This is a genomic window from Mesorhizobium sp. NZP2077 (assembly GCF_013170805.1).
GTDB lineage: Bacteria > Pseudomonadota > Alphaproteobacteria > Rhizobiales > Rhizobiaceae > Mesorhizobium.
This window is the reverse complement of record NZ_CP051293.1, coordinates 5519100-5538926: the sequence shown is the minus strand read 5'-3', so window position 1 is coordinate 5538926 and position 19827 is coordinate 5519100. Positions and strand designations below refer to the sequence as shown.

22 protein-coding genes, 1 pseudogene and 1 riboswitch are annotated in these 19827 nt (G+C 63.1%); of the genes and pseudogenes, 16 read left to right on the top strand and 7 right to left on the bottom strand.

Translation table 11 applies throughout. The features are described from left to right. Positions 1–142: 142 nt before the first annotated feature. Positions 143–331, bottom strand: a complete 189-nt coding sequence (locus HGP13_RS27760) for a DUF1778 domain-containing protein (protein WP_172231466.1) — start codon at positions 329–331, stop codon at positions 143–145. A 40-nt stretch (positions 332–371) separates the two neighbouring features. Then, positions 372–590, bottom strand: a complete 219-nt coding sequence (locus tag HGP13_RS27755; RefSeq protein ID WP_172231463.1) for a hypothetical protein — start codon at positions 588–590, stop codon at positions 372–374. Between the two features lie 209 nt (positions 591–799). Here HGP13_RS27755 and HGP13_RS27750 point away from each other — a divergent pair, with 209 nt between their 5' ends. After that, positions 800–2569 carry an acyl-CoA dehydrogenase family protein gene (locus HGP13_RS27750; RefSeq protein WP_172231460.1) on the top strand — a complete coding sequence of 590 codons (1770 nt, stop codon included), beginning with the start codon at positions 800–802 and terminating at the stop codon, positions 2567–2569. A gap of 31 nt (positions 2570–2600) precedes the next feature. Beyond that, positions 2601–3350 (top strand): crotonase/enoyl-CoA hydratase family protein, encoded by a 750-nt coding sequence (locus HGP13_RS27745; RefSeq protein WP_172231457.1) that lies wholly within the window; start codon positions 2601–2603, stop codon positions 3348–3350. Between the two features lie 122 nt (positions 3351–3472). Here HGP13_RS27745 and pdxH read toward each other — a convergent pair whose 3' ends face one another. Further along, positions 3473–4090 carry a pyridoxamine 5'-phosphate oxidase gene (gene pdxH, locus HGP13_RS27740; protein WP_172231454.1) on the bottom strand — a complete coding sequence of 206 codons (618 nt, stop codon included), beginning with the start codon at positions 4088–4090 and terminating at the stop codon, positions 3473–3475. A 40-nt stretch (positions 4091–4130) separates the two neighbouring features. Here pdxH and HGP13_RS27735 point away from each other — a divergent pair, with 40 nt between their 5' ends. The 4 genes from HGP13_RS27735 (at position 4131) to HGP13_RS27720 (ending at position 7188) form a co-directional block, all read left to right on the top strand. Next, positions 4131–4592, top strand: a complete 462-nt coding sequence (locus HGP13_RS27735; RefSeq protein WP_172231451.1) for an RT0821/Lpp0805 family surface protein — start codon at positions 4131–4133, stop codon at positions 4590–4592. 99 nt (positions 4593–4691) lie between these two features. Beyond that, a complete protein-coding gene (locus tag HGP13_RS27730; RefSeq protein WP_172231448.1) occupies positions 4692–5621 on the top strand; it encodes a J domain-containing protein in 930 nt (309 codons plus the stop codon). 105 nt (positions 5622–5726) lie between these two features. Beyond that, on the top strand, positions 5727–6548 hold the full coding sequence (gene fabI, locus HGP13_RS27725; protein ID WP_172231445.1) for an enoyl-ACP reductase FabI: 822 nt from the start codon (positions 5727–5729) through the stop codon (positions 6546–6548). 52 nt (positions 6549–6600) lie between these two features. After that, positions 6601–7188 (top strand): histidine phosphatase family protein, encoded by a 588-nt coding sequence (locus HGP13_RS27720; protein ID WP_172231442.1) that lies wholly within the window; start codon positions 6601–6603, stop codon positions 7186–7188. Positions 7189–7308: 120 nt separating this feature from the next. Here HGP13_RS27720 and HGP13_RS27715 read toward each other — a convergent pair whose 3' ends face one another. Continuing rightward, a complete protein-coding gene (locus HGP13_RS27715) occupies positions 7309–7569 on the bottom strand; it encodes a DUF1344 domain-containing protein (RefSeq protein ID WP_027041441.1) in 261 nt (86 codons plus the stop codon). A gap of 185 nt (positions 7570–7754) precedes the next feature. Between HGP13_RS27715 and aroC the strand changes: the two genes are divergently transcribed. Both aroC and ribB read left to right on the top strand, forming a co-directional pair. Next, entirely contained in the window at positions 7755–8864 is a 1110-nt protein-coding gene (gene aroC / locus HGP13_RS27710) for a chorismate synthase (RefSeq protein WP_172231439.1), read from the top strand. A gap of 101 nt (positions 8865–8965) precedes the next feature. Further along, entirely contained in the window at positions 8966–10066 is a 1101-nt protein-coding gene (ribB, locus tag HGP13_RS27705) for a 3,4-dihydroxy-2-butanone-4-phosphate synthase (protein WP_172231436.1), read from the top strand. A 143-nt stretch (positions 10067–10209) separates the two neighbouring features. Here ribB and HGP13_RS27700 read toward each other — a convergent pair whose 3' ends face one another. Further along, a complete protein-coding gene (locus HGP13_RS27700) occupies positions 10210–11433 on the bottom strand; it encodes an MFS transporter (RefSeq protein ID WP_172231433.1) in 1224 nt (407 codons plus the stop codon). A 118-nt stretch (positions 11434–11551) separates the two neighbouring features. Here HGP13_RS27700 and HGP13_RS27695 point away from each other — a divergent pair, with 118 nt between their 5' ends. Together HGP13_RS27695 and HGP13_RS27690 are read left to right on the top strand one after the other, a co-directional pair. Further along, positions 11552–12151, top strand: a complete 600-nt coding sequence (locus HGP13_RS27695) for a TetR/AcrR family transcriptional regulator (protein ID WP_172231430.1) — start codon at positions 11552–11554, stop codon at positions 12149–12151. A gap of 102 nt (positions 12152–12253) precedes the next feature. Next, a complete protein-coding gene (locus HGP13_RS27690) occupies positions 12254–13237 on the top strand; it encodes a hypothetical protein (protein WP_246707141.1) in 984 nt (327 codons plus the stop codon). Between the two features lie 116 nt (positions 13238–13353). On the opposite strand, the pseudogene bluB reads toward HGP13_RS27690, so the two are convergent. Then, positions 13354–13938 (bottom strand): annotated as a pseudogene (gene bluB / locus HGP13_RS38070) (5,6-dimethylbenzimidazole synthase); the annotation flags it as partial. 92 nt (positions 13939–14030) lie between these two features. Beyond that, positions 14031–14211: riboswitch (cobalamin riboswitch) on the bottom strand. A gap of 121 nt (positions 14212–14332) precedes the next feature. On the opposite strand from bluB, the gene HGP13_RS27680 reads away from it, so the two are divergent. The 6 genes from HGP13_RS27680 to HGP13_RS27655 all read left to right on the top strand — a co-directional run bounded on the left by HGP13_RS27680 (position 14333) and on the right by HGP13_RS27655 (position 19390). Further along, the gene (locus HGP13_RS27680; protein ID WP_172231424.1) at positions 14333–15259 is read left to right on the top strand and encodes a histone deacetylase family protein; all 927 of its coding nucleotides are present in this window, start codon (positions 14333–14335) and stop codon (positions 15257–15259) included. Between the two features lie 3 nt (positions 15260–15262). Beyond that, entirely contained in the window at positions 15263–15514 is a 252-nt protein-coding gene (locus HGP13_RS27675; RefSeq protein WP_172231421.1) for an exodeoxyribonuclease VII small subunit, read from the top strand. Positions 15515–15625: 111 nt separating this feature from the next. Beyond that, entirely contained in the window at positions 15626–15892 is a 267-nt protein-coding gene (locus HGP13_RS27670) for a DUF2277 domain-containing protein (protein WP_027035955.1), read from the top strand. 40 nt (positions 15893–15932) lie between these two features. Continuing rightward, positions 15933–16853 (top strand): pirin family protein, encoded by a 921-nt coding sequence (locus HGP13_RS27665; RefSeq protein WP_172231418.1) that lies wholly within the window; start codon positions 15933–15935, stop codon positions 16851–16853. Between the two features lie 184 nt (positions 16854–17037). Then, positions 17038–18951 (top strand): 1-deoxy-D-xylulose-5-phosphate synthase, encoded by a 1914-nt coding sequence (gene dxs / locus HGP13_RS27660; protein ID WP_172231415.1) that lies wholly within the window; start codon positions 17038–17040, stop codon positions 18949–18951. A gap of 148 nt (positions 18952–19099) precedes the next feature. After that, on the top strand, positions 19100–19390 hold the full coding sequence (locus tag HGP13_RS27655) for a hypothetical protein (RefSeq protein WP_172231412.1): 291 nt from the start codon (positions 19100–19102) through the stop codon (positions 19388–19390). Here the strand turns inward: HGP13_RS27655 and HGP13_RS27650 are convergent. Next, positions 19387–19788: a GFA family protein gene (locus HGP13_RS27650; RefSeq protein WP_172231409.1), complete on the bottom strand. Its 402-nt coding sequence runs from the start codon at positions 19786–19788 to the stop codon at positions 19387–19389. The two genes, HGP13_RS27655 and HGP13_RS27650, sit on opposite strands and share 4 nt — an antisense overlap. Between the last annotated feature and the right edge of the window lie 39 nt (positions 19789–19827).

Genomic DNA, 19827 nt, shown 5'->3' with positions numbered 1-19827 from the left:
CGGCGAAGAAGATGCGCCGGCGTTTTCAAACAGGGGTTCCCCGTTGATCAAACACCGATGGTGAGCCGGTATGGTTAAGGAAGTGCTTCGGCGTGGGAGCCGCGGTTGAGCGGCATTTGGCGGATCACAATGAGGGCGAGAGTTACCGGGACTCAGCGACAAGTCGTTTGTAAGCCTTCGCGGCTTTGCGTAGCGCTTCATTCGGTTCCGGCGGGTTCATAATCGCTTCCACCAAGGCGATCTGATCCTCGATTGAAAGGTGGATGACGGCGGCCTCAATGGAGGGCTGCGCTGCTTCGGTGTGGACAATACCGGCCTGTTTGTTGGGCATCGCGATACCTTAGGTCGAACGCTCATCGCCGGCTGAACGGCTAGAATTCAAACGGATCGGGCGCGGGGGCTTGCTGCAGCGTGCCTTCGGCGGCGCGTTTGCGATGGTGGGCGAGAGAGCATTGCGGCGAGCACAATATGCCGCGATCCGACCAGTAGGCCGCACCGTGTTCGAGCTGACCCCCATGATGCCAGAAACCCGTTGCGCGGTAGGGCAAGCCGTATTCGATGCAGCGATAGGCGTCGGGTCTGGCGAGCATGGGCTGGTTCCGGTCGGCTGGTTCTGTCTGTCGCCGGTCGACTTGATCCGGCGTTCATCGAATTTAATACAGGCCGGCGCGATTGCAAAATCCGCGTGACAAAATTTGACGTTTACGTAAAAAGAAGATGGGAGACCGCCCAAAGGCGGATGGTTTTGCGGCTCCGCCAGCCATAGGGTCGGCAGGCGGAAGCTGAGGAGGAATAAGGCATGTATCGGGCACCCGTCGAGGATATTGCATTCACGCTCAAGCACGTGGCTGGCATGAAATCCGCCCTGGATTCCGGCGCATTCGGCGATCTCGGCGAGGATCTGGTCGATGCCGTTCTCGGCGAGGCCGGCCGTTTCGCCACCGAGGAGGTGGCACCGCTCTACAAGATCGGCGATGAACACGGTGCCGTGCTCAAGGATGCCGCCGTCACCACGCCGCCTGGCTGGAAGGAACTCTATCGCCGCTGGATCGATGGCGGCTGGAATGCGCTTTCTGGGCCGGAAGAATATGGTGGCCAGGCGCTGCCGACGATGCTTGGCGTCGCCGCGCTCGAAATGTGGAATTCGGCCGCCATGGCCTTCGGCATCGGCCCGACGCTGACCATGGGCGCGGTCGAAGCGCTGGACAAGCATGCCTCCGGAGACCTCAAGGCGAAGTATCTCGTAAAGCTCGTTTCCGGCGAATGGATGGGTACAATGAACCTGACCGAGCCGCAGGCCGGCTCGGACCTCGCTGCCCTGCGCTCCCGCGCCGAGCCGGCCGGCGACGGCACCTACCGCATTTTCGGCCAGAAGATCTTCATCACCTATGGCGAGCACGATTTCACCGACAACATCATCCATCTGGTGCTGGCGCGGCTGCCGGACGCACCGGCCGGAACACGCGGCATCTCGCTGTTCCTGGTTCCGAAGTTTTTCGTCAACGACGATGGCTCGCTCGGTGCCCGCAACGACGTGTTCTGTTCCGGCCTTGAGCACAAGCTCGGCATCCATGCCTCGCCGACCTGCACCATGATCTATGGCGATGGGTTCCAGGGCGCCAGGCCCGGCGCCATTGGCTGGCTGATCGGCGAGGAAAACAAGGGCCTCGCCTGCATGTTCACCATGATGAACAATGCCCGGCTTTGCGTCGGCATGCAGGGTGTCGCGGTGGCGGAAGCCGCCACCCAGAAGGCGACTGCCTATGCCAACGAACGCCGCCAGGGCAAGGCGGCGGGTTACGCCGGCGCCGGCATGGCGCCAATCGTCCATCACCCCGACGTGCAGCGCAATCTTTTGACCATGAAGGCGCTGACGCAGACGGCGCGGGCGATCAGCTATTCCTGTGCCCATGCCATCGACATGGCGCAGGTCTCGGAGGGTGATCAGGCCGCGCATTGGCGCGACCGCGCCAATCTGTTGACGCCTCTGGCCAAGGCATTTTCGACCGATGTCGGCGTCGACGTCGCCTCTCTGGGGGTCCAGGTGCATGGCGGTATGGGCTTCATCGAGGAGACGGGTGCCGCAGCCTTCTACCGCGACGCGCGCATCGCGCCGATCTACGAGGGCACCAACGGCATCCAGGCGATCGATCTGGTGATGCGCAAGCTGCCGCTCGGCGGCGGCGAGCATGTGCATGGCTTCATCGGCGAATTGGCCGCGGTCGCCAACGCCGTGCGCACCTCCAACCTGCAGGGTTTCGGCCGCACCGCCGATGCTCTCGACGCGGCGCTCGGCGATCTGACGCAGGCGACGCGTTTCCTGCAAGAACTGTCGGCCGATGGCCGGACGGAGGAGGCGCTGGCGGGGGCGACGCCGTATCTGAGGCTGATCTCGCTTGCCGCCGGCGGTGCCTATCTGGCGCGGGGCGGTCTTGCCGATCAGGGGCGCATCGTGCTGTGCCGCTTCTTTGCCGAGAACCTGCTTGGTGAGGCACGCACCTTGAAGGAACGCGTCATCGACGGCGCGGAAAGTCTCGCTGCCGCCGGCAAGACGCTGATATCAGCTTGAATTCTCATAGCGCTCACCAGGGAAAAAGACCGTGACAGACCATATCCTCGTCGAGCGCCAGGGCGCCATCCAGATCATCCGCATGAACCGCCCGGACAAGAAGAACGCACTGACGCGCGCCATGTATGCAAAGATGTCGGCGGCGCTTGCCGAAGGTGACGCCGATCCGGCGATCCGGGTCCATGTCTTTCTTGGTGTCCCCGGAGCCTTTTCCTCCGGCAGCGACCTTGCCGATTTCATGGTCGTGGCCACCGGCGGCGATGGCGGTACGGAAGTCTGGGATTTCCTGATGGCGCTGGCCAGGGTGGAAAAACCCATCGTCTCCGGCGTCGACGGCATCGCGGTCGGCATCGGCACGACGATCAACCTGCATTGCGACTTGACCTTCGCCACGCCTCGGACCGTGTTCAGGACGCCTTTCGTCGACCTCGGTCTTGTGCCCGAGGCGGGATCGAGCCTTTTGGCGCCGCGCATCCTGGGCCAGCAGGGCGCGTTCGCGCTGCTCGGCCTTGGCGAGGGTTTTTCCGCCGAGCGCGCGAAGGCCGTTGGCCTGATCTACGAAGTGGTCGAGGAGGGCGCGTTGGAAGCCTCGGTCCTGGCGGCTGCCGGCCAGATCGCCGCCAAGCCGCCGCAGGCGCTGAAGATCGCGCGCGACCTGATGCGCGGCTCGCGTGACGACCTTGTTGCCCGCATCGGCGAGGAAAGCGAGCATTTCCGCGAGCGGCTGAAGTCGGATGAGGCTCGCGCGGCGCTGACCGCTTTCATGACCAGAAAGAAGTAGCTCAGCTTCCCACCTCCCCTTGATGGGAAGGTCGGCCCGCAGGGCCGGGTGGGGTGCAGCGCCGACTTACCCCCTACAGCTTCGTTGCTCAGGCGCAGTGAAGACGTCGCCATTTCACAGACTCAGGGATAGAGCCGCGTCTTGTCCCAGCCACCTTTTGCGTTGCGGGAGAAGACCACCCGATCATGCAGCCGGAACGGCCGATCATGCCAGAACTCGATCGTCTTCGGCACGATGCGGAAGCCCGACCAGTGTTTTGGTCGCAGGATTTCGCCGATGGCATGACGGGCCGTGTATTCGGCGACAGCCTTCTCCAGTGCGAAGCGGCTTTCCAGTGGCCGGGATTGTTTCGACGCCCAGGCGCCGATACGGCTGCCGCGCGGCCGTGTCGCATAATAGGCGTCGGCTTCGGCGTCGCTGACGATCTCCACCGGACCGCGGATGCGCACCTGGCGGCGCAGCGATTTCCAGTGGAAACACATCGCCGCCTTCATGCTGCCAAGAATCTCCTGGCCCTTCGCGCTCTCGAAATTCGTGTAGAAAACAAAGCCGCCCTCATCGAACCCCTTGAGCAGCACCATCCGCACATCCGGCATGCCTTCGGCATCGACGGTCGCCAGCGCGACGCCATTGGCGTCGTTGATCTCGCTCTTGCTGGCATCGCCCAGCCAAGCAGCAAAAAGGCGAAACGGCTCGGCCGCTTCGGTAAAGTCACTGGTTGTTAACTCTGTGTCACTCATAGTTTTTCTCAGATTGTCACGAGATCAGGGAGGTTGCCGATTGTTGCGTATCGCGCAAGCTTTTGACAGCAGGCAATGGAGCGTTATCGCTTCGGCCAGCGCGAAAGCGGCGATCGTGTCAATCGCACTGCCGCTTGTTGGCTGTGGCGCAGGCGGCTTCAGCCTGGAAAAGGCCGAAGTCGACCGCTCGATCCTGACCAGCAGCACGCAGGCTTCGGCCGCCTCGACCGATTCGGATCGCGACTCCGACCAGACGACGATCGGCAATGCGGTGTCCTCCGCCGACATCGAGCAACTCAGCGGTCAGGCCGTGCCGTGGGCCAATACCGGCACCGGCTCACGCGGCTCCATCACCGAACTGGCGGAATTGAAGGACAGGGGCCAGACCTGCCGCCGCTTCAAAGCCTCGCGCGAGAGCTTTGATGGCGTTGCCATGTTCGAAGGCGAACTGTGCCTCGCCGGTGCCGGCGGCTGGCGCATGCAGGGCTTCAAGGCGCTCTGATTTTCCGCCTTTGATATGATGCGCCGCTACTGGAATTTCTTCCTATGCGAGCGCATATAGGGGCAAGTATGGACTCAACTCATTTCCAGGGCACGAAGCATGCGCGACCCGTATGAGGTCCTGGGCGTTGCAAAGAACGCATCGGCCAAGGACATAAAATCGGCGTATCGGAAACTCGCCAAGAAACATCATCCGGACCAGAATCCGGATGATCCCAAGGCGAAGGACCGTTTTGCCCAGGCCAATCAGGCCTATGAGATCGTCGGCGACGAGAAGAATCGTGCTGCCTTCGATCGCGGCGAGATCGACGCCGACGGCAAACCGCGCTTCCAGGGATTTGAAGGCGCCGCCGGTGGCGGCGATCCCTTCGGTGGGTTTCGCCGCCAGCAAGGGCCCGGTGGTTCGCGATTCGAATTCCGGTCTGGGCGCCCTGGCGGTGATCCGTTCGACGGCAACAGCGATATTTTCAGCCAGATTTTCGGCGACGCCTTTTCTGGCGCGCGCGGCGCGGGTGCTGGCGATCGCCGCCAGCCGGCGACGGCGGCCGATCTCAACGTCACGCTCGACGTCACCATCGAGGAAGCCGCGACCGCCGAAAAGGTGACGGCGATGTTCCCCGATGGCCGCAAGGTGGCGGTCAAACTGCCGGCCTTTGTTGAGGATGGCCAGACCATCCGGTTGAAGGGGCAGGGCGAGCAGGGCCCGGGCCAGCCTGGCGACGCGCTGGTCAAGATCCATATCCGCCGGCATCCGCGCTACCGCATCGAGGGCCGCGACCTGCATGCCGATCTGCCGGTGTCGCTGGCCGATGCCGTGCTGGGCGCCAAGGTGCCGGTCGAGACGCCAACCGGCAGGCTCGCGGTCAATGTTCCCGCCTGGTCGAGCTCGGACAAGGTCCTGCGGCTCAAGGGCAGGGGTCTGCCGGAGAAAGCTGGCGGCCATGGCGACCTCTACGCCCATGTGCGCATCATGCTGCCGGAGGGCGGGGATTCTGCGCTCGAGGCCCTGCTGCGCGGCCAAAAAGGCTGATCCAGCGCTTTTGTCCCCCGAACTGTCTGGTTTGAACGCTTGAAGGGGCTGTGTGCCTGTGCGATAGGCACTCCACAAAGCAGAAACCTTGCGGAGAGCGCTCACATGGCGGGTGGACAGGGCCTGATGGCCGGCAAGCGCGGCCTTATTCTTGGCGTCGCGAACAACAGGTCGATTGCCTATGGCATCGCCAAGGCCTGTGTGGATCATGGTGCCGAGATCGCGCTGACCTATCAGGGGGAGGCGTTCAAGAAGCGCGTCGAGCCGCTGGCAGCGGAACTCGGCGCCTTTGTCGCCGGCCATTGCGACGTCACTGATCCGGCGACCCTCGACGAGGTTTTCGCCAATGTCGCCAGGCATTGGGGTGGCAAGATCGACTTCCTCGTCCATGCCATCGCCTTCTCCGACAAGGACGAATTGACCGGCCGCTATGTCGAGACGACGCGCGATAACTTCCTGCGCACCATGGACATTTCGGTCTATTCCTTCACCACCATCGCCAAGCGTGCCGAGGCGCTGATGACCGATGGCGGCTCGCTTTTGACGCTGACCTATTATGGCGCCGAGAAGGTGATGCCGCACTACAACGTCATGGGCGTCGCCAAGGCCGCGCTCGAGGCCAGCGTGCGCTACCTCGCCGTCGATCTCGGCGCCAAGAAGATCCGCGTCAACGCCATCTCCGCCGGCCCGATCAAGACGCTGGCCGCGTCCGGCATCGGCGACTTCCGCTACATCCTGAAGTGGAACGAATACAATTCGCCGCTGAAGCAGACGGTCACCCAGGAAGAGGTCGGCGATTCCGGCGTCTATTTCCTGTCCGACCTGTCGCGTGGCGTCACCGGCGAAGTGCATCATGTCGATTCCGGCTACCACGTGGTCGGCATGAAGGCGGTCGACGCGCCTGATATTTCGACGGTCAAGGACTAATTCCCTCCGCCTATCCTCCGCCCAGGCCTTGGCCCGATCTCCGGAAGACCTGATGTACCCGCTGGTTTATATCGTGCGCCACGGCCAGACCGCGTGGAACGCCGAGTTCCGGCTTCAGGGCCAGGCCGATACCGATCTCAATGTCCTTGGCCGCGAACAGGCGACCGGGAACGGGGATCGGCTGGCAGAACTTGTCGGCGATCCCCATGATTTTGATTTCGTCGCCAGCCCGATGCGGCGAACGCGCGAAACGATGGAGCGCATCCGCGCCGCGATGAAACTCGATCCGCTCGCCTATCGAACCGATATCAGGCTCATTGAAGTCAATTTCGGCGACTGGCAGAGTTTTACCTTTGCCGAGCTCGAGACGCAGTCACCCGGAGCGAGCCGGTCTCGCGCACTCGACAAATGGAACTTCCAGCCCCCCGGTGACGGGGCGGAGAGCTACCAGATGCTGCTCGAACGGGTGAAGCCCTGCTTCGACGAGATGGACCGCAGGACGGTCTGTGTGACGCACGGTGGCGTCATACGCGCGCTGTTTCGCTTCGTGCTTGATATGGCCGAAGACGAGGCCGCGAACCTGCAGATACCGCACGATCGCGTGCTCAAGCTTGAAGGCAAGAGCCTGGAATGGCTTTAGGCGGTCTAAATGGCCTTGGAAATGACACGGCAGTTTGCGGCCGCAATCGCGTAAGAGACGGCTGGGCCGGCTCGGCGTAATGTCGAACCGACGGCATGTATCCAATTTGGGTTGGAAGCTTTAGTTCGTATCGCCGTCCGGTAACTGCATGTCAGTGATGACGTTCTCGCCATTGGTCACGTCGTAAGCGATGACGATGTCCATGCCCGGCTTCAGTGCGTCAAGATCGGTCTCGGCATTCAGCTTGTAGGATTTGCCGTCGTCCAGCGTCAGGGTCAGCGCGTCCTTGTCGACCTTCTTGATCAGGCCTTCGGTCTGGCCGGCGAAAGCAGCGGTGGAAAGCAGCAGCGTGGCGGCAACAGCGCCAATCAGGGTACGCATAATCGTCCTCTTTGGTCATTGCGCCGGCTTGGGTGGCGGCGGATCCTCAACGGCGGATGGAAGAAAGCAGAAACCAGCCGAATGTGTCAAAACTTAAACGGCGGGGATGACAGTTTGACCACTGCAAAAAACGCCAATAGAAGGCAGGCTTCAACCGGCTCCCCTGCCGGGCAGGGCACTTTTCCATGTCTCACAACACGTTCGGCCATCTTTTCCGCGTCACCACCTGGGGCGAAAGCCATGGGGCGGCACTTGGCTGCGTGGTCGACGGCTGCCCCCCCGGCATCCGCTTTACGCGTGACGAGATCCAGGCCGAACTCGACAAGCGCCGGCCGGGCCAGTCGCGGTTCGTCACCCAGCGCCGCGAGCCGGACGAGGTGAAGGTGCTGTCGGGCTTCGTGCTCGACGAGGACGGCGAGACGATGATCACCACCGGCACGCCGGTCTCCATGCTGATCGAAAATGTCGACCAGCGTTCGAAGGACTATGGCGAGATCGCCCGCCAATACCGGCCGGGCCATGCCGACTACACCTATGAGGTCAAATACGGCATACGCGACTATCGCGGCGGCGGCCGCTCTTCGGCCCGCGAGACTGCGGCGCGGGTGGCAGCCGGAGCATTGGCGCGCAAGGTGGTGCCCGGCATGGTGGTGCGCGGCGCGCTGGTGTCGATGGGCGAGAAGTCGATCGACCGCGCCAACTGGAACTGGAATTTCATCGGTGACGCCGAGAACCCGTTCTTCACCCCCGATCCGGCTTCCATCCCCGTCTTCACGCGGTATCTCGACGGCATCCGCAAGGCCGGTTCCTCGGTCGGCGCAGTGATTGAGATCGTCGCCGACGGCGTTCCGCCGGGGCTTGGCGCGCCGATCTATGCCAAGCTAGATCAGGACATCGCTTCCGGGCTGATGTCGATCAACGCCGTCAAGGGCGTCGAGATCGGCAACGGCTTCGAGGCCGCGCGCATCACCGGCGAACAGAATGCCGACGAGATGCGCATCGGCAATGACGGCAAGCCGGTATTCCTGTCCAACAATGCCGGCGGCATCCTGGGCGGCATCTCGACCGGCCAGGCGATCATTGCGCGCTTCGCCGTCAAGCCGACCTCGTCGATCCTGACGCCGCGCAAGTCGATCGACAAGGACGGCAACAACGTCGAGGTGATGACCAAGGGCCGGCATGACCCCTGCGTCGGTATCCGCGCCGTGCCGATCGGCGAGGCGATGGTTGCCTGTGCCATCGCCGATCATTATCTGCGGCATCGGGGACAGACGGGGAAGGGAGTAGGGCAGTAGGGCAGTATGCTACGCCCAGCGCTCAGACAGCCAAATTTTTGCTTTCCCCTACTGCCTTACTGCCCTATTCCCCTACTGCCCTGCGAGCAAAGCGAGCGTCCATGCCTTACGACCAGAAGAAGATTGTCGAAGCCATCCGGGCCTTCGAACGCGGCGAGATCGTCGTCGTCATGGACGATGACGGGCGCGAGAATGAGGGCGACCTGATCGTCGCTGCTGTTCACTGCACGCCGGAGAAGATGGCCTTCATCGTGCGCAACACGTCGGGCATCGTCTGTACGCCGATGCCGCGCGAGGAAGCCAAGCGGCTCAACCTGCAGCCAATGGTCGCCGACAATGATTCCGCCCACACCACCGCTTTCACCGTCAGCGTCGATTTCAAGCATGGCACGACGACAGGCATTTCCGCCGACGACCGCACGCTCACCGTTCGCAACCTCGCCAACGGCAATGTCGGTGCCTCCGATTTCGTCCGCCCGGGCCACATCTTTCCGCTGATCGCGCGCGAAGGTGGCGTGCTGATGCGTTCGGGCCATACCGAAGCGGCTGTCGATTTGTGCAAGCTCGCCGGCCTGCCGCTGATCGGCGTCATTTCCGAACTGGTCAATGACGACGGTACCGTCAAGCGCGGCCCGCAGGTACAGGCTTTCGCCGAAGAGCATGGTCTCAAGCAGGTTTCGGTCGCCGACCTCATCGCTTATCGGCAGCGCAAGGAAACGCTGGTCGAGCGCGTCGCCTGCTCCGATATCGACACGCTTGGCGGCAAGGCGCAGGTCTTCACCTACACGCTGCCCTGGGACACGATGCATCACGTCGCGGTCGTCTTCGGCGATATTCGCGACGGTGAGGACGTGCCGGTGCGCCTGCATTCCGAGGATGTGGTGACAGACGTCTTCGGCACCAGCCATAGGCTCGACGCCATCATGAAGGCGATGGGCGAGCGCAAGCGCGGCGTCATCGTCTATCTCAGAGAGGGTTCGGTCGGTGTCGCACATCAGGAGCGCAAGCGCCCGCTGAGCGGCGACCGCGAGGATCATGAAGAGGCTCGCCGGCGCGAGAACGAATGGCGCGAGATCGGGCTCGGCGCACAGATCCTGAAGGATCTCGGCATTTCCTCGATCAACCTGATTGCCTCACGCGAGCGCCACTATGTCGGCCTCGAAGGCTTTGGCATCCACATCGCCAAGACCGAGATTCTCTAGGATATGTCGATATTCAGGTGAGGCCGGCCTGCAAATGACGGCTTTCTCCCGGTGCTCACGGACCGGAAAGTCCGCTGCGCTCCGGTTCTCGAAATCCATCATTTTTGGCGCGGCCTGACCTGAATCTCAACATGTCCTGGCCGTCACTCGGCGGGAGCCGCGGCAGCTTCGCATCCATTCAGCTCGCACCTGTGGGTGGCAAGGCTGCGCTGTCCAAGCAGCACGGTGGCCAGCGCAATCGTGCCCGATGCAACGGAGACCCAGAACCCGCTCTGGGCGCCGAACGCATCCACCACCGCGCCGGCGACGAACGCGCCCAGCGCCATGCCGATGCCGATCCCTGTTGTCACCCAGGTAATGCCCTCGGTTAGCATCGCTTCCGGCACATGCCGCTCGATCAGCCCGAAAGCGGTGATGAAGGTCGGCGAGATCGCCACGCCGCTAAGGAACACGGTCAGGGCCAGCAGCGGCACTGAGCCAGCCGTGAGCGGCAGCAATGTGCTGAACGCCAGGACGGCGACGGCAATGGCGAGTTGCCGCTGCAGTGGTGCCCTCAGGTTGAGCGCGCCGACCACGATGCCGAGCGCGAACGATCCCACTGCATAGACGCCGATAACGAGGCTGGCGGCACCGGGCTGGCCGAGCTCCTTGGTGAGCGCTATCGTGCTGACCTCCGTCGTCGCGAAAGTCGCGCCAACGAAGATTATGGCGAAGGTGATGATCTGCACTGGCCGCAGACGGATGGCCGAGCCGCTGGAGTCATGACCAACCGGCCGCACTTGTGGTTCGGTTGAACGCTGCAGGATGAACGCGGCCCAGCCAATGGCAAGAAACAGCGTGCTTGCCAGGACGCCGGCTTCCGGAAACAGCGCGGCGCTTAGTCCTACCGAAAGCGATGCGCCGAGAATATAGACCAGCTCGTCCGCGACTGACTCGAAGGCGAATGCAGTGTTCATTTGCGGACGTCCGCGAAAAAGCTCGGTCCAGCGCGCGCGAACCATTGCCGGCATGCTGGGCATGGCGGCTGCCGCTAGCGCCGACACGAACAGCGTCCATACCGGCCAGTCCTGATTGGCCGCAATAATCAGCACCGCAAAGGCGATAAATGTGATGAGGGTCGTGGGGACCGCAACCCGCGTCTGGCCAAGGCGATCCACCAGCCTCGACGTTTGCGGCGAAACGAATGCGTTGCCGAGAGCGAAAGTCGCCGAGACCGCACCTGCCAGCCAGTATTCGCCGCGCGTCTGCGACAGCATGGCCACAATACCGATCGGCGCCATGGCGATCGGCAGGCGCGCGATGAAGCCGGCGGCCGCGAAGCCCTTGGCGCCAGGAGCACGAAAGATTTCAGCATAGGGGTTTTGCATGGGGTTCCTCGACAAAAGGCGATCTGCCAATTACATACGGAGCGTATGAGAATTAGGTAGACCATACGCGAGGTATGTCAATTGGCATACGGAACGTATGTGGATAAGGCCAGACAGAATGCACAGACCCCGCAAAGAGATGATCGCCGAGACGCGCGCCAAGCTGATCGCCGCGGCCCGCCAGGCCTTTGGCACGACAGGCTATGCCGAAGCGTCGATGGATGATTTCACCGCATCCGCCGGACTGACTCGCGGCGCGCTCTATCACCATTTTGGCGACAAGAAGGGGCTGCTGGAGGCGGTTATCGCAGAAATCGATGGCGAGATGGCGGCCCGGGTGAATGAGGTCGCGTCGAAAGCGCCGACTCGCTGGCAGCATTTCGTCGACGAATGCACGACCTATATCGAAATGGCGCTGGAGCCGGAAATCCAGCGCATCATGTTCCGCGACGGTCCGGCCGTTCTTGGAGATCCGGCACAATGGTCGAATGCCAATGCCTGCGTCGGTTCAATGACCGATCATCTGATCGCGCTGCAAGAGGAAGGGGTGGTCGTCCCCAGCGTCGACCCCGAGACTGCCGCACGGTTGATCAATGGCGCCAGCAGCCAGGCGGCGCAGCGGATCGCCAATTCGAACGACCCCGAAGCGACGTCGAAGAAGGTGGTGGCGGCGTTCAAGCAATTGCTGGAGGGGCTGCTCAGGAAACCAGGTTCATAACAGAACTAAAATCCCCGTTCGGCGCCTCGCTGGCCACCCCCGATTGACAATCTTTGGGGTGAGCGCATCCTCCGCAGCCATCTCTGAGGGGAGATTCGGGCCATGTGGGATTTCGAGATCGGCCGGTCGGTGTCCATCATGATCAGGACCTGGCCTTTCATTGTCTTTCGCATGATCATCTATTTCGGCATCACGCTGGCCTACATCGTGGCAACCGGCACCGGCGCCTCCGTCGGCTATGGCGTCGGCCATATCTCCACCGATCCCGACGGGCCTATGTCTTTTGCCCTGTGGGGTGGCGTGGTCGGTTTCGGCATCGTTTCGATCGCCGTCTACTGGATCCGCGAATACATCCTCTACGTTGTCAAGGCCGGCCATATCGCCGTCATGGTCCATCTGATCGATGGCCGGGATGTTCCTGATGGCCAGAACCAGATCGCCTATGCAAAGCAGGTCGTCACCGAGCGTTTTGCCGAGGCCAACATCCTTTTTGTCGTCGACCAGCTGGTCAAGGGCGCCATCCGTGCCATCACCGGCCTGCTCGGCGGCATCGCCGCCTTCCTGCCGATCCCGGGCCTGAGTGGTCTGGTCTCGTTCCTCAACACGGTGATCCGCCTGTCGCTGACCTATGTCGACGAGATCATTCTCGGCTACAACATCCGCATCAATTCGTCCTCGCCCTTCGAGACGGCGCGGCAAGCCGTTGTGCTCTACGCCCAGAACGGCAAGATCATGGTCAAGAACGCCGTCTGGCTGGCAGTCATCATGTGGGGCGTCTCTTTCGTCATCTTCCTGCTGATGCTGGCCCCTGCCGCCGCCATTTTGTTCATGATGCCCGGGCAGCTGGCTGGCTGGGCCTTCGTGCTCGCCATCGTCTTCGCCTGGGCCTTCAAGGCGGCCTTCATCGAACCCTTCGCCATCGCTTGCCTGATGCAGGTCTATTTCAAGACCATCGCCGGCCAGGTGCCCGATCCGGCCTGGGACGCCCGATTGGCCGAGGCGTCGTCGAAGTTCAGGGAGTTGAAGGACAAGGCGCTGGCCTCGTTCGGCGGCTCGCGCTGGGGTCCGGCTGGCGCGACGCGCTGATCGGCGGGCTGCGCCGGCGCAATGGCAGCGATGTTGAGGTCCGCCACGGCTGACTTGAGCTGCGCCTCGCCTTGCCCGCAAAACGTCTCGCTCATGATCAGTTCGGGCAGCGGCAGGCGTCGGCCCCAGCCATGCGTTTCGAGGTCCGGTTTCGGTGCGAACTCGGAAACATGGCCGACGCAGAGATAGGCGATCGGCGTCACGTGCTCGGGAATCGACAGCAGGCCTTTCAGCGCTTGCGGCTCGATGATGCTGACCCAGCCGACACCGACGCCTTCGGCACGCGCGGCCAGCCAGAAATTCTGCACCGCGCAGACCGTGCTGTAGAGATCCATCTCCGGATTGTGCCAGCGTCCCAGCGGCGAACCCTGCGAGCGCCGGCGGTCGCAGGTGATGCAGATGTTGAGCGCGCTTTCGCAGATGCCTTCGAGCTTGAGCTTGCGGTAGAGCGCCTGTTTGTCTTCTTCGATTTCAGGCAGTTCCTGTTCTCGCGCGGCCAGGAACAGGTCGCGCACCTCCGCCCGTCGCGCGGCATCGCGGATGACAATGAAATTCCACGGCTGCATGAAACCGACAGACGGCGCGTGATGGGCGGCAAGCAGCAGCCGCGCCAGCACCTCATCATCGAGTGCGGTGGGGAGGAAATGGCTGCGGACATCGCGCCGCGTGAACATGGCGCGGTAGACCGCGTCGCGCGCCATCTGGTCAAATCCGTCGCCCACAGGAGCGGTCATAGAATCCGGCATCGCTTGTCCCCTTGCGATTGCAGTCCATGTCCGCCGCCTGACCATGCGGATGACGATGCCTGCCAGGCCGGTCTTCTGGCTTGGGATCAACCCGCGTCCGGTGCCTTCCCGTCATCGACAGTGGCATTTACCGGCGCGGTCCCCCTCACAGCGTTGGGCACGCCACGGAGTTCAACCGTGTTCCCGATTCTCCCGCTTGCGGCGGGCACCAGGCAGTGGCCGCGACCTTACGCCGAAGCGCCGGCAGCGCCAATCCCCGCAGCGACGCCAATGGACGCAGGCATGATTTTCCCCAGCCATCAAGCGGCAACGCATGGCCATCGTGGCGCCGGGGCACTAGATAGGGAGCATGACAACCCGTCTTTACACCCACCCGATCTTTCTTGAGCACATCACACCGCCCGGTCACCCCGAGCGGCCGGACCGCTTGCGCGCCATTGAGCGCGTGCTCGACGACGAGGCCTTCGCCGCGCTTGACCGCGTCAAGGCGCCGGAGGGCGACGAGGCCACGATCCTCTACGCCCATCCCGCCGATTTCGTCGCCCGCATCCGCGCTGCCATTCCCGAAGAGGGCCTTGCCCGCGTCGATGCCGACACCACCGCCAGCCCGAAGAGCTGGCAAGCGGTGATCACCGCGATCGGTGCCGCCAACGCCGCCGTCGATGATGTTTTTTCAGGCCGTGCCGACAATGTCTTCGTTGCCGCGCGGCCGCCTGGACACCATGCCGAAAAAACGACGGCGATGGGCTTCTGCTTCTTCAACACGGCGGCGATTGCGGCGCGCTATGCGCAGAAGAAGCATGGCGTCGAGCGCGTCGCGGTTGTCGATTGGGACGTGCACCATGGCAACGGCACGCAGGATATTTTCTGGGACGATCCGTCGGTGCTCTATTGTTCGACGCACCAGATGCCGCTCTATCCCGGCACCGGCGCGAAGAGCGAGACTGGCGCCGGCAACATCGTCAACGCGCCCTTAGCGCCGCAGACCGGCAGCGATGTGTTTCGTGATGCCTTCCTGTCGCGCGTGCTGCCGGCGCTCGACAATTTCGCGCCCGATCTGATTATCATTTCGGCCGGCTTCGACGCGCATCACCGCGACCCGCTGGCCGAAATCAACCTGACCGAAGACGATTTCGACTGGGCGACGGGCCAGCTGATGCAGCGTGCGGCCCGCCACAGCGGCAACAGGCTCGTCAGCCTGCTCGAGGGCGGCTACGATCTGCAGGGACTGGCATTTTCGGTCGCCGCCCATGTCGGCCGACTGATGAAAGGATAAACGATGGCTGCTGAGACCAACGAAGACGTCAAGGCGATGAGCTTCGAGCAGGCACTCGACGCGCTGGAGAAGATCGTCGATGATCTGGAGCGTGGCGACGTGGCGCTCGACCAGTCGATCAAGATCTATGAGCGCGGCGAGGCGCTGAAGGCGCATTGCGACCGGCTGCTGAAGGCCGCCGAGGACAAGGTCGAGAAGATCAGGCTGTCGCGCGACGGCAAGCCGGTCGGAACCGAGCCGCTCGACGCTGACTGAGTCACGGTCGCGAATGACGGTCTTGCCTTACCGGTTTTTGGACACGATCATGGTTGAGGGTTAAGCTCGCCCGATTGAAACGGCTCCAGGACAAGAGGAGATACGGAAGCGATGTGCAGAAACATCAAGACCCTGTTCAATTTTGATCCGCCGGCAACCAATGACGAAGTCCGCGACGCCGCACTCCAGTTCGTCCGCAAGCTGAGCGGAACGACGCGGCCGTCGAAGCAGAACCAGCACGCGTTCGACCACGCGGTCGAAGCCATCGCGGCATCGGCGCGTGAGCTGCTCGATTCGCTCGAAACCCATCAGCATCCGCGCAATCGCGAAGAGGTGGCGGCCAAGCTGCGGGCAAAGGCGGCGATCCGGTTTGCCTGATGCGCCCAGAGTGGTCCACGACCGCTGATAAGGAGAGTTCATGAGCTTTTTCCCGGGCAAAGACCCTGAAGCCGGCGATGCCTTCGCCAGCGACCAGATCGAGCTGATGGTGATCCCGAACGCCAAGGACATTGGCGGTTTTCAGGTGCGCCGGGCCTTGCCGACCGCCAAGAGGCGGCTGGTCGGGCCGTTCATCTTCTTCGATCGCATGGGTCCGGCGATCCTGCGCGCCGGCCAGGCGCTCGATGTCCGTCCGCATCCGCATATCGGCCTGTCGACGGTCACCTATCTGTTCGACGGCAAGATCCGGCATCGCGATTCGCTGGGCACCGAAATGGTGATCCAGCCCGGCGACGTGAATCTGATGACCGCCGGCCGCGGCATCGTCCATTCCGAGCGCACGCCCGAGGAACTGCGCGGTGCGCCGATGTCGATCTCTGGCCTGCAGACATGGCTGGCCTTGCCCGATGGCAAGGAAGAGGTGGCGCCGGTGTTCGAGAACACCGCTGCCTTGCGGGTGCCCGAGATCGATGCCGAAGGCGTCCGCGGCCGCGTCGTTATCGGCGACTTCCAGGGACTGCGCTCGCCGGTGAGGGCCGATTCCGAGACACTCTATGTCGACCTCAGACTGGCGCCCGGCGCCAGCGTGAAAATTCCGGCCGATGCGGAAGAGCGCGCCATCTACACGCTGGAAGGCGAAGTTGTGATTTCCGGCGACATCTTTCCGGTTGAACGGCTGCTGGTGTTTCGGCCCGGTGACGAGATCGTCGTATCGTCGCAAACCGGCGCGCATTTCATGCTGTTCGGCGGCGCCTCGCTCGGCTCGCAGCGCTACATCTGGTGGAATTTCGTCTCCTCGTCGAAGGAACGCATCGAACAAGCCAAGCAGGAATGGAAGACGGGCCGCTTCGATATCGTTCCTGGGGATGAGGAAGAGTTCATCCCCCTGCCGGAAAACTAATGAATATCGCCCAAAAGGCGCCCGGTTTCGGGACCACGACATGCAGGCAAACAAGAACTTGAAAGCGCGGGCATAAGCTGTTTCGACGCGCTGTGCTTTTGGGAGCAGGCCCGCGTCACCGACACGCATTTACTTTCGCCGGCCGGCGGCCTATCCCGCCGTTGAACAGAAAGCCTGAGCACCCGTGAACGCAACGCCGCATACGCCGCTTCTCGACAAGGTCCGCATTCCTGCGGATTTGCGCGCGCTCGACGAGAGCGCGCTGCCGCAACTTGCGTCCGAGTTGCGCCTCGAACTGGTCGACGCGGTGTCCCGGACCGGCGGCCATCTCGGCGCCGGCCTCGGCGTGGTCGAGCTGACGGTGGCGCTGCACTATGTGTTCAACACCCCGGATGACCGGCTGATCTGGGATGTCGGCCACCAGGCCTATCCCCACAAGATCCTGACCGGTCGCCGCGACCGCATCCGCACACTGCGCCAGGAAGGCGGCCTGTCAGGCTTCACCCGCCGCGCCGAGAGCGAATACGATCCCTTCGGCGCGGCGCACTCCTCGACATCGATATCGGCCGGCCTCGGCATGGCGGCCGCGCGCGACCTCGCCGGCGGCCGCAACAATGTGATTGCCGTCATCGGCGACGGGGCCATGTCGGCCGGCATGGCCTATGAGGCAATGAACAATGCCGGCGCGCTCGACGCCCGCCTGATCGTCATCCTCAACGACAACGACATGTCGATCGCGCCGCCGACCGGCGCCATGAGCGCCTATCTGGCGCGTCTGGCCTCGGGCAAGGCCTATGCCGGCCTGCGCGATTTCGGCAAGAAGCTGACCTCTTACCTTGGTAAGCGCGCCGATCGCGCGATCACAAGGGCGGTCGAGCATGCACGCGGCTATGTTACCGGCGGCACCTTGTTCGAAGAACTTGGTTTCTACCACATCGGCCCGATCGACGGGCACAATCTCGAACATCTGATCCCGGTGCTCAAAAACGTCCGCGACAATGGCGAAGGCCCGGTGCTGATCCATGTCGTCACCCAGAAGGGCAAGGGCTACGCGCCGGCGGAAGCCGCCGCCGACAAATATCACGGCGTCAACAAGTTTGACGTTATCACCGGCGCGCAGGCCAAGGCGCCGGCCAACGCTCCGGCCTACACCAAGGTGTTCGCCGAAAGCCTGATCCAGGAGGCCCGCGAGGACGACCGCATCGTCGCCGTCACCGCCGCCATGCCGAGTGGCACCGGGCTTGATCTGTTCGGCGAAGTGTTCCCGTCAAGAACCTTCGATGTCGGCATCGCCGAACAGCACGCGGTGACCTTCGCCGCCGGCCTGGCGACGGAAGGCTACAAGCCGTTCGCGGCGATCTATTCGACCTTCCTGCAGCGCGCCTACGACCAGGTCGTCCATGACGTCGCGATCCAGAAATTGCCGGTGCGTTTCCCGATCGACCGCGCCGGCTTCGTCGGCGCCGATGGCGCCACCCATTGTGGCGCTTTTGACACCACCTTCCTGGCAAGCCTGCCTGGCTTTGTCGTGATGGCGGCGGCGGATGAGGCGGAGCTGCGCCACATGGTGCGCACGGCCGCAAGCTACGATGACGGCCCGATCGCCTTCCGCTATCCGCGCGGCAACGGCGTCGGCGTCGACATGCCGGAACGCGGCTCAGTCCTCGAAATCGGCAAGGGCCGCATCGTCAGGGAAGGCACAAAGGTGGCGCTATTGTCCTTCGGCACGCGGCTGCAAGATTGCCTTGCTGCCGCCGAGGAACTTGGCGCGGCCGGGCTTTCCACCACCGTTGCCGATGCCCGCTACGCCAAGCCGCTCGACCAGGATCTGATCCGGCGGCTGGCCCGCTCGCACGAGGTTCTGGTGACGGTGGAGGAGGGGGCCATCGGCGGCTTCGCCAGCCACGTGCTGCAGTTCCTTGCCCATGAAGGACTGCTGGAAAGCGGCCTGAAGGTGCGCCCGCTGGTGCTGCCCGATGTGTTCGCTGACCACGCCAAGCCCGAAAAGATGTATGCCGATGCCGGCCTCGACGCCGCCGGCATCATACGCACCGTTTTCACCGCGCTCGGTCATACGGCCCGCGCCCAGCGCGCTTGACTCAAAACCTCAAGCGCTTGAATCAGTTTGCCGGGTTGATTTCGTAACGCATTGTTAACACTGTCGTTTGGCGTTTTGCTTACCGTGTCCCTTGGTCGTTTTTCAACGGCACCCTGCTAGATGGTGATCAGGCAGGGAGACAACAACAATGAGAACGCATCTGTGTGGCGTGGCGCTTTTAGCCACCATCGCAGCATCCGCCGCCGAGACGCGTTACGACCGCAATCTCGAAAAAGCGGCGGTGGGCATCGTCGCCGGCAAGATGGGCGATATCAGGGGCGGCTTTTCCTACAAGCAGGTGCCGCAGCTCGTCGTCCTGCCCGATCCCGTGCCTGCGTCCGCGGTTGCGGCTGAGCCTCCAAATAAGCAAGCTTCAGCGGATCGGCACGACGGCTTGTCTCCTGCCGTCGAGCGCCAGGTGTCGCGCAACATTTTCTAAAACCACATATCGCGAACGCAGCGGCCATCGCGCGGCAGATCGTCGTAAGTGTCGAGACCGTCGAAGTGGTCGATCGGCAGATCGGCGACGGCCTCCGGCGGGGCCAGCCGTACATTGACGGCGATGCGTGTTCGACCCGAGGCGCCGGCGCGCAAGCCGCGCCAAGCCAGCACGCAAGCGCAGGTCGGGCAGAACAGGATTTCCAGCGAGGGATCGCTCTTCCCGGCGCGCGTATAGCTGGCCATCGGTCCCGAAACGCGAATGCGTTCGTTGACATAGTCATAGGCCCAGAGCGTGCCATAGCGCCGGCAAAGCGTGCAGTTGCAAGCTGTGATCGGCCCAGGATCGTCCTCCAGGGTCCAGTGGGTTGCACCGCAGTGGCAGGTTCCCGTCAGCATTCCTTCTCCCCCGGGTTTCGACGACAGAGGGCTCTGCTT

Coding starts and splice junctions, on each gene's coding strand:
- aroC (WP_172231439.1), top strand. CDS start 7,755: ATGTCTCACAACACGTTCGGCCATCTTTTCCGCGTCACCACCTGGGGC.
- HGP13_RS27675 (WP_172231421.1), top strand. CDS start 15,263: ATGGCTGCTGAGACCAACGAAGACGTCAAGGCGATGAGCTTCGAGCAG.
- HGP13_RS27730 (WP_172231448.1), top strand. CDS start 4,692: ATGCGCGACCCGTATGAGGTCCTGGGCGTTGCAAAGAACGCATCGGCC.
- HGP13_RS27695 (WP_172231430.1), top strand. CDS start 11,552: ATGCACAGACCCCGCAAAGAGATGATCGCCGAGACGCGCGCCAAGCTG.
- HGP13_RS27655 (WP_172231412.1), top strand. CDS start 19,100: ATGAGAACGCATCTGTGTGGCGTGGCGCTTTTAGCCACCATCGCAGCA.
- pdxH (WP_172231454.1), bottom strand. CDS start 4,090: ATGAGTGACACAGAGTTAACAACCAGTGACTTTACCGAAGCGGCCGAG.
- HGP13_RS27755 (WP_172231463.1), bottom strand. CDS start 590: ATGCTCGCCAGACCCGACGCCTATCGCTGCATCGAATACGGCTTGCCC.
- HGP13_RS27665 (WP_172231418.1), top strand. CDS start 15,933: ATGAGCTTTTTCCCGGGCAAAGACCCTGAAGCCGGCGATGCCTTCGCC.
- HGP13_RS27670 (WP_027035955.1), top strand. CDS start 15,626: ATGTGCAGAAACATCAAGACCCTGTTCAATTTTGATCCGCCGGCAACC.
- ribB (WP_172231436.1), top strand. CDS start 8,966: ATGCCTTACGACCAGAAGAAGATTGTCGAAGCCATCCGGGCCTTCGAA.
- HGP13_RS27750 (WP_172231460.1), top strand. CDS start 800: ATGTATCGGGCACCCGTCGAGGATATTGCATTCACGCTCAAGCACGTG.
- fabI (WP_172231445.1), top strand. CDS start 5,727: ATGGCGGGTGGACAGGGCCTGATGGCCGGCAAGCGCGGCCTTATTCTT.
- HGP13_RS27760 (WP_172231466.1), bottom strand. CDS start 331: ATGCCCAACAAACAGGCCGGTATTGTCCACACCGAAGCAGCGCAGCCC.
- HGP13_RS27720 (WP_172231442.1), top strand. CDS start 6,601: ATGTACCCGCTGGTTTATATCGTGCGCCACGGCCAGACCGCGTGGAAC.
- HGP13_RS27700 (WP_172231433.1), bottom strand. CDS start 11,433: ATGCAAAACCCCTATGCTGAAATCTTTCGTGCTCCTGGCGCCAAGGGC.
- HGP13_RS27690 (WP_246707141.1), top strand. CDS start 12,254: ATGTGGGATTTCGAGATCGGCCGGTCGGTGTCCATCATGATCAGGACC.
- HGP13_RS27650 (WP_172231409.1), bottom strand. CDS start 19,788: ATGCTGACGGGAACCTGCCACTGCGGTGCAACCCACTGGACCCTGGAG.
- HGP13_RS27680 (WP_172231424.1), top strand. CDS start 14,333: ATGACAACCCGTCTTTACACCCACCCGATCTTTCTTGAGCACATCACA.
- HGP13_RS27715 (WP_027041441.1), bottom strand. CDS start 7,569: ATGCGTACCCTGATTGGCGCTGTTGCCGCCACGCTGCTGCTTTCCACC.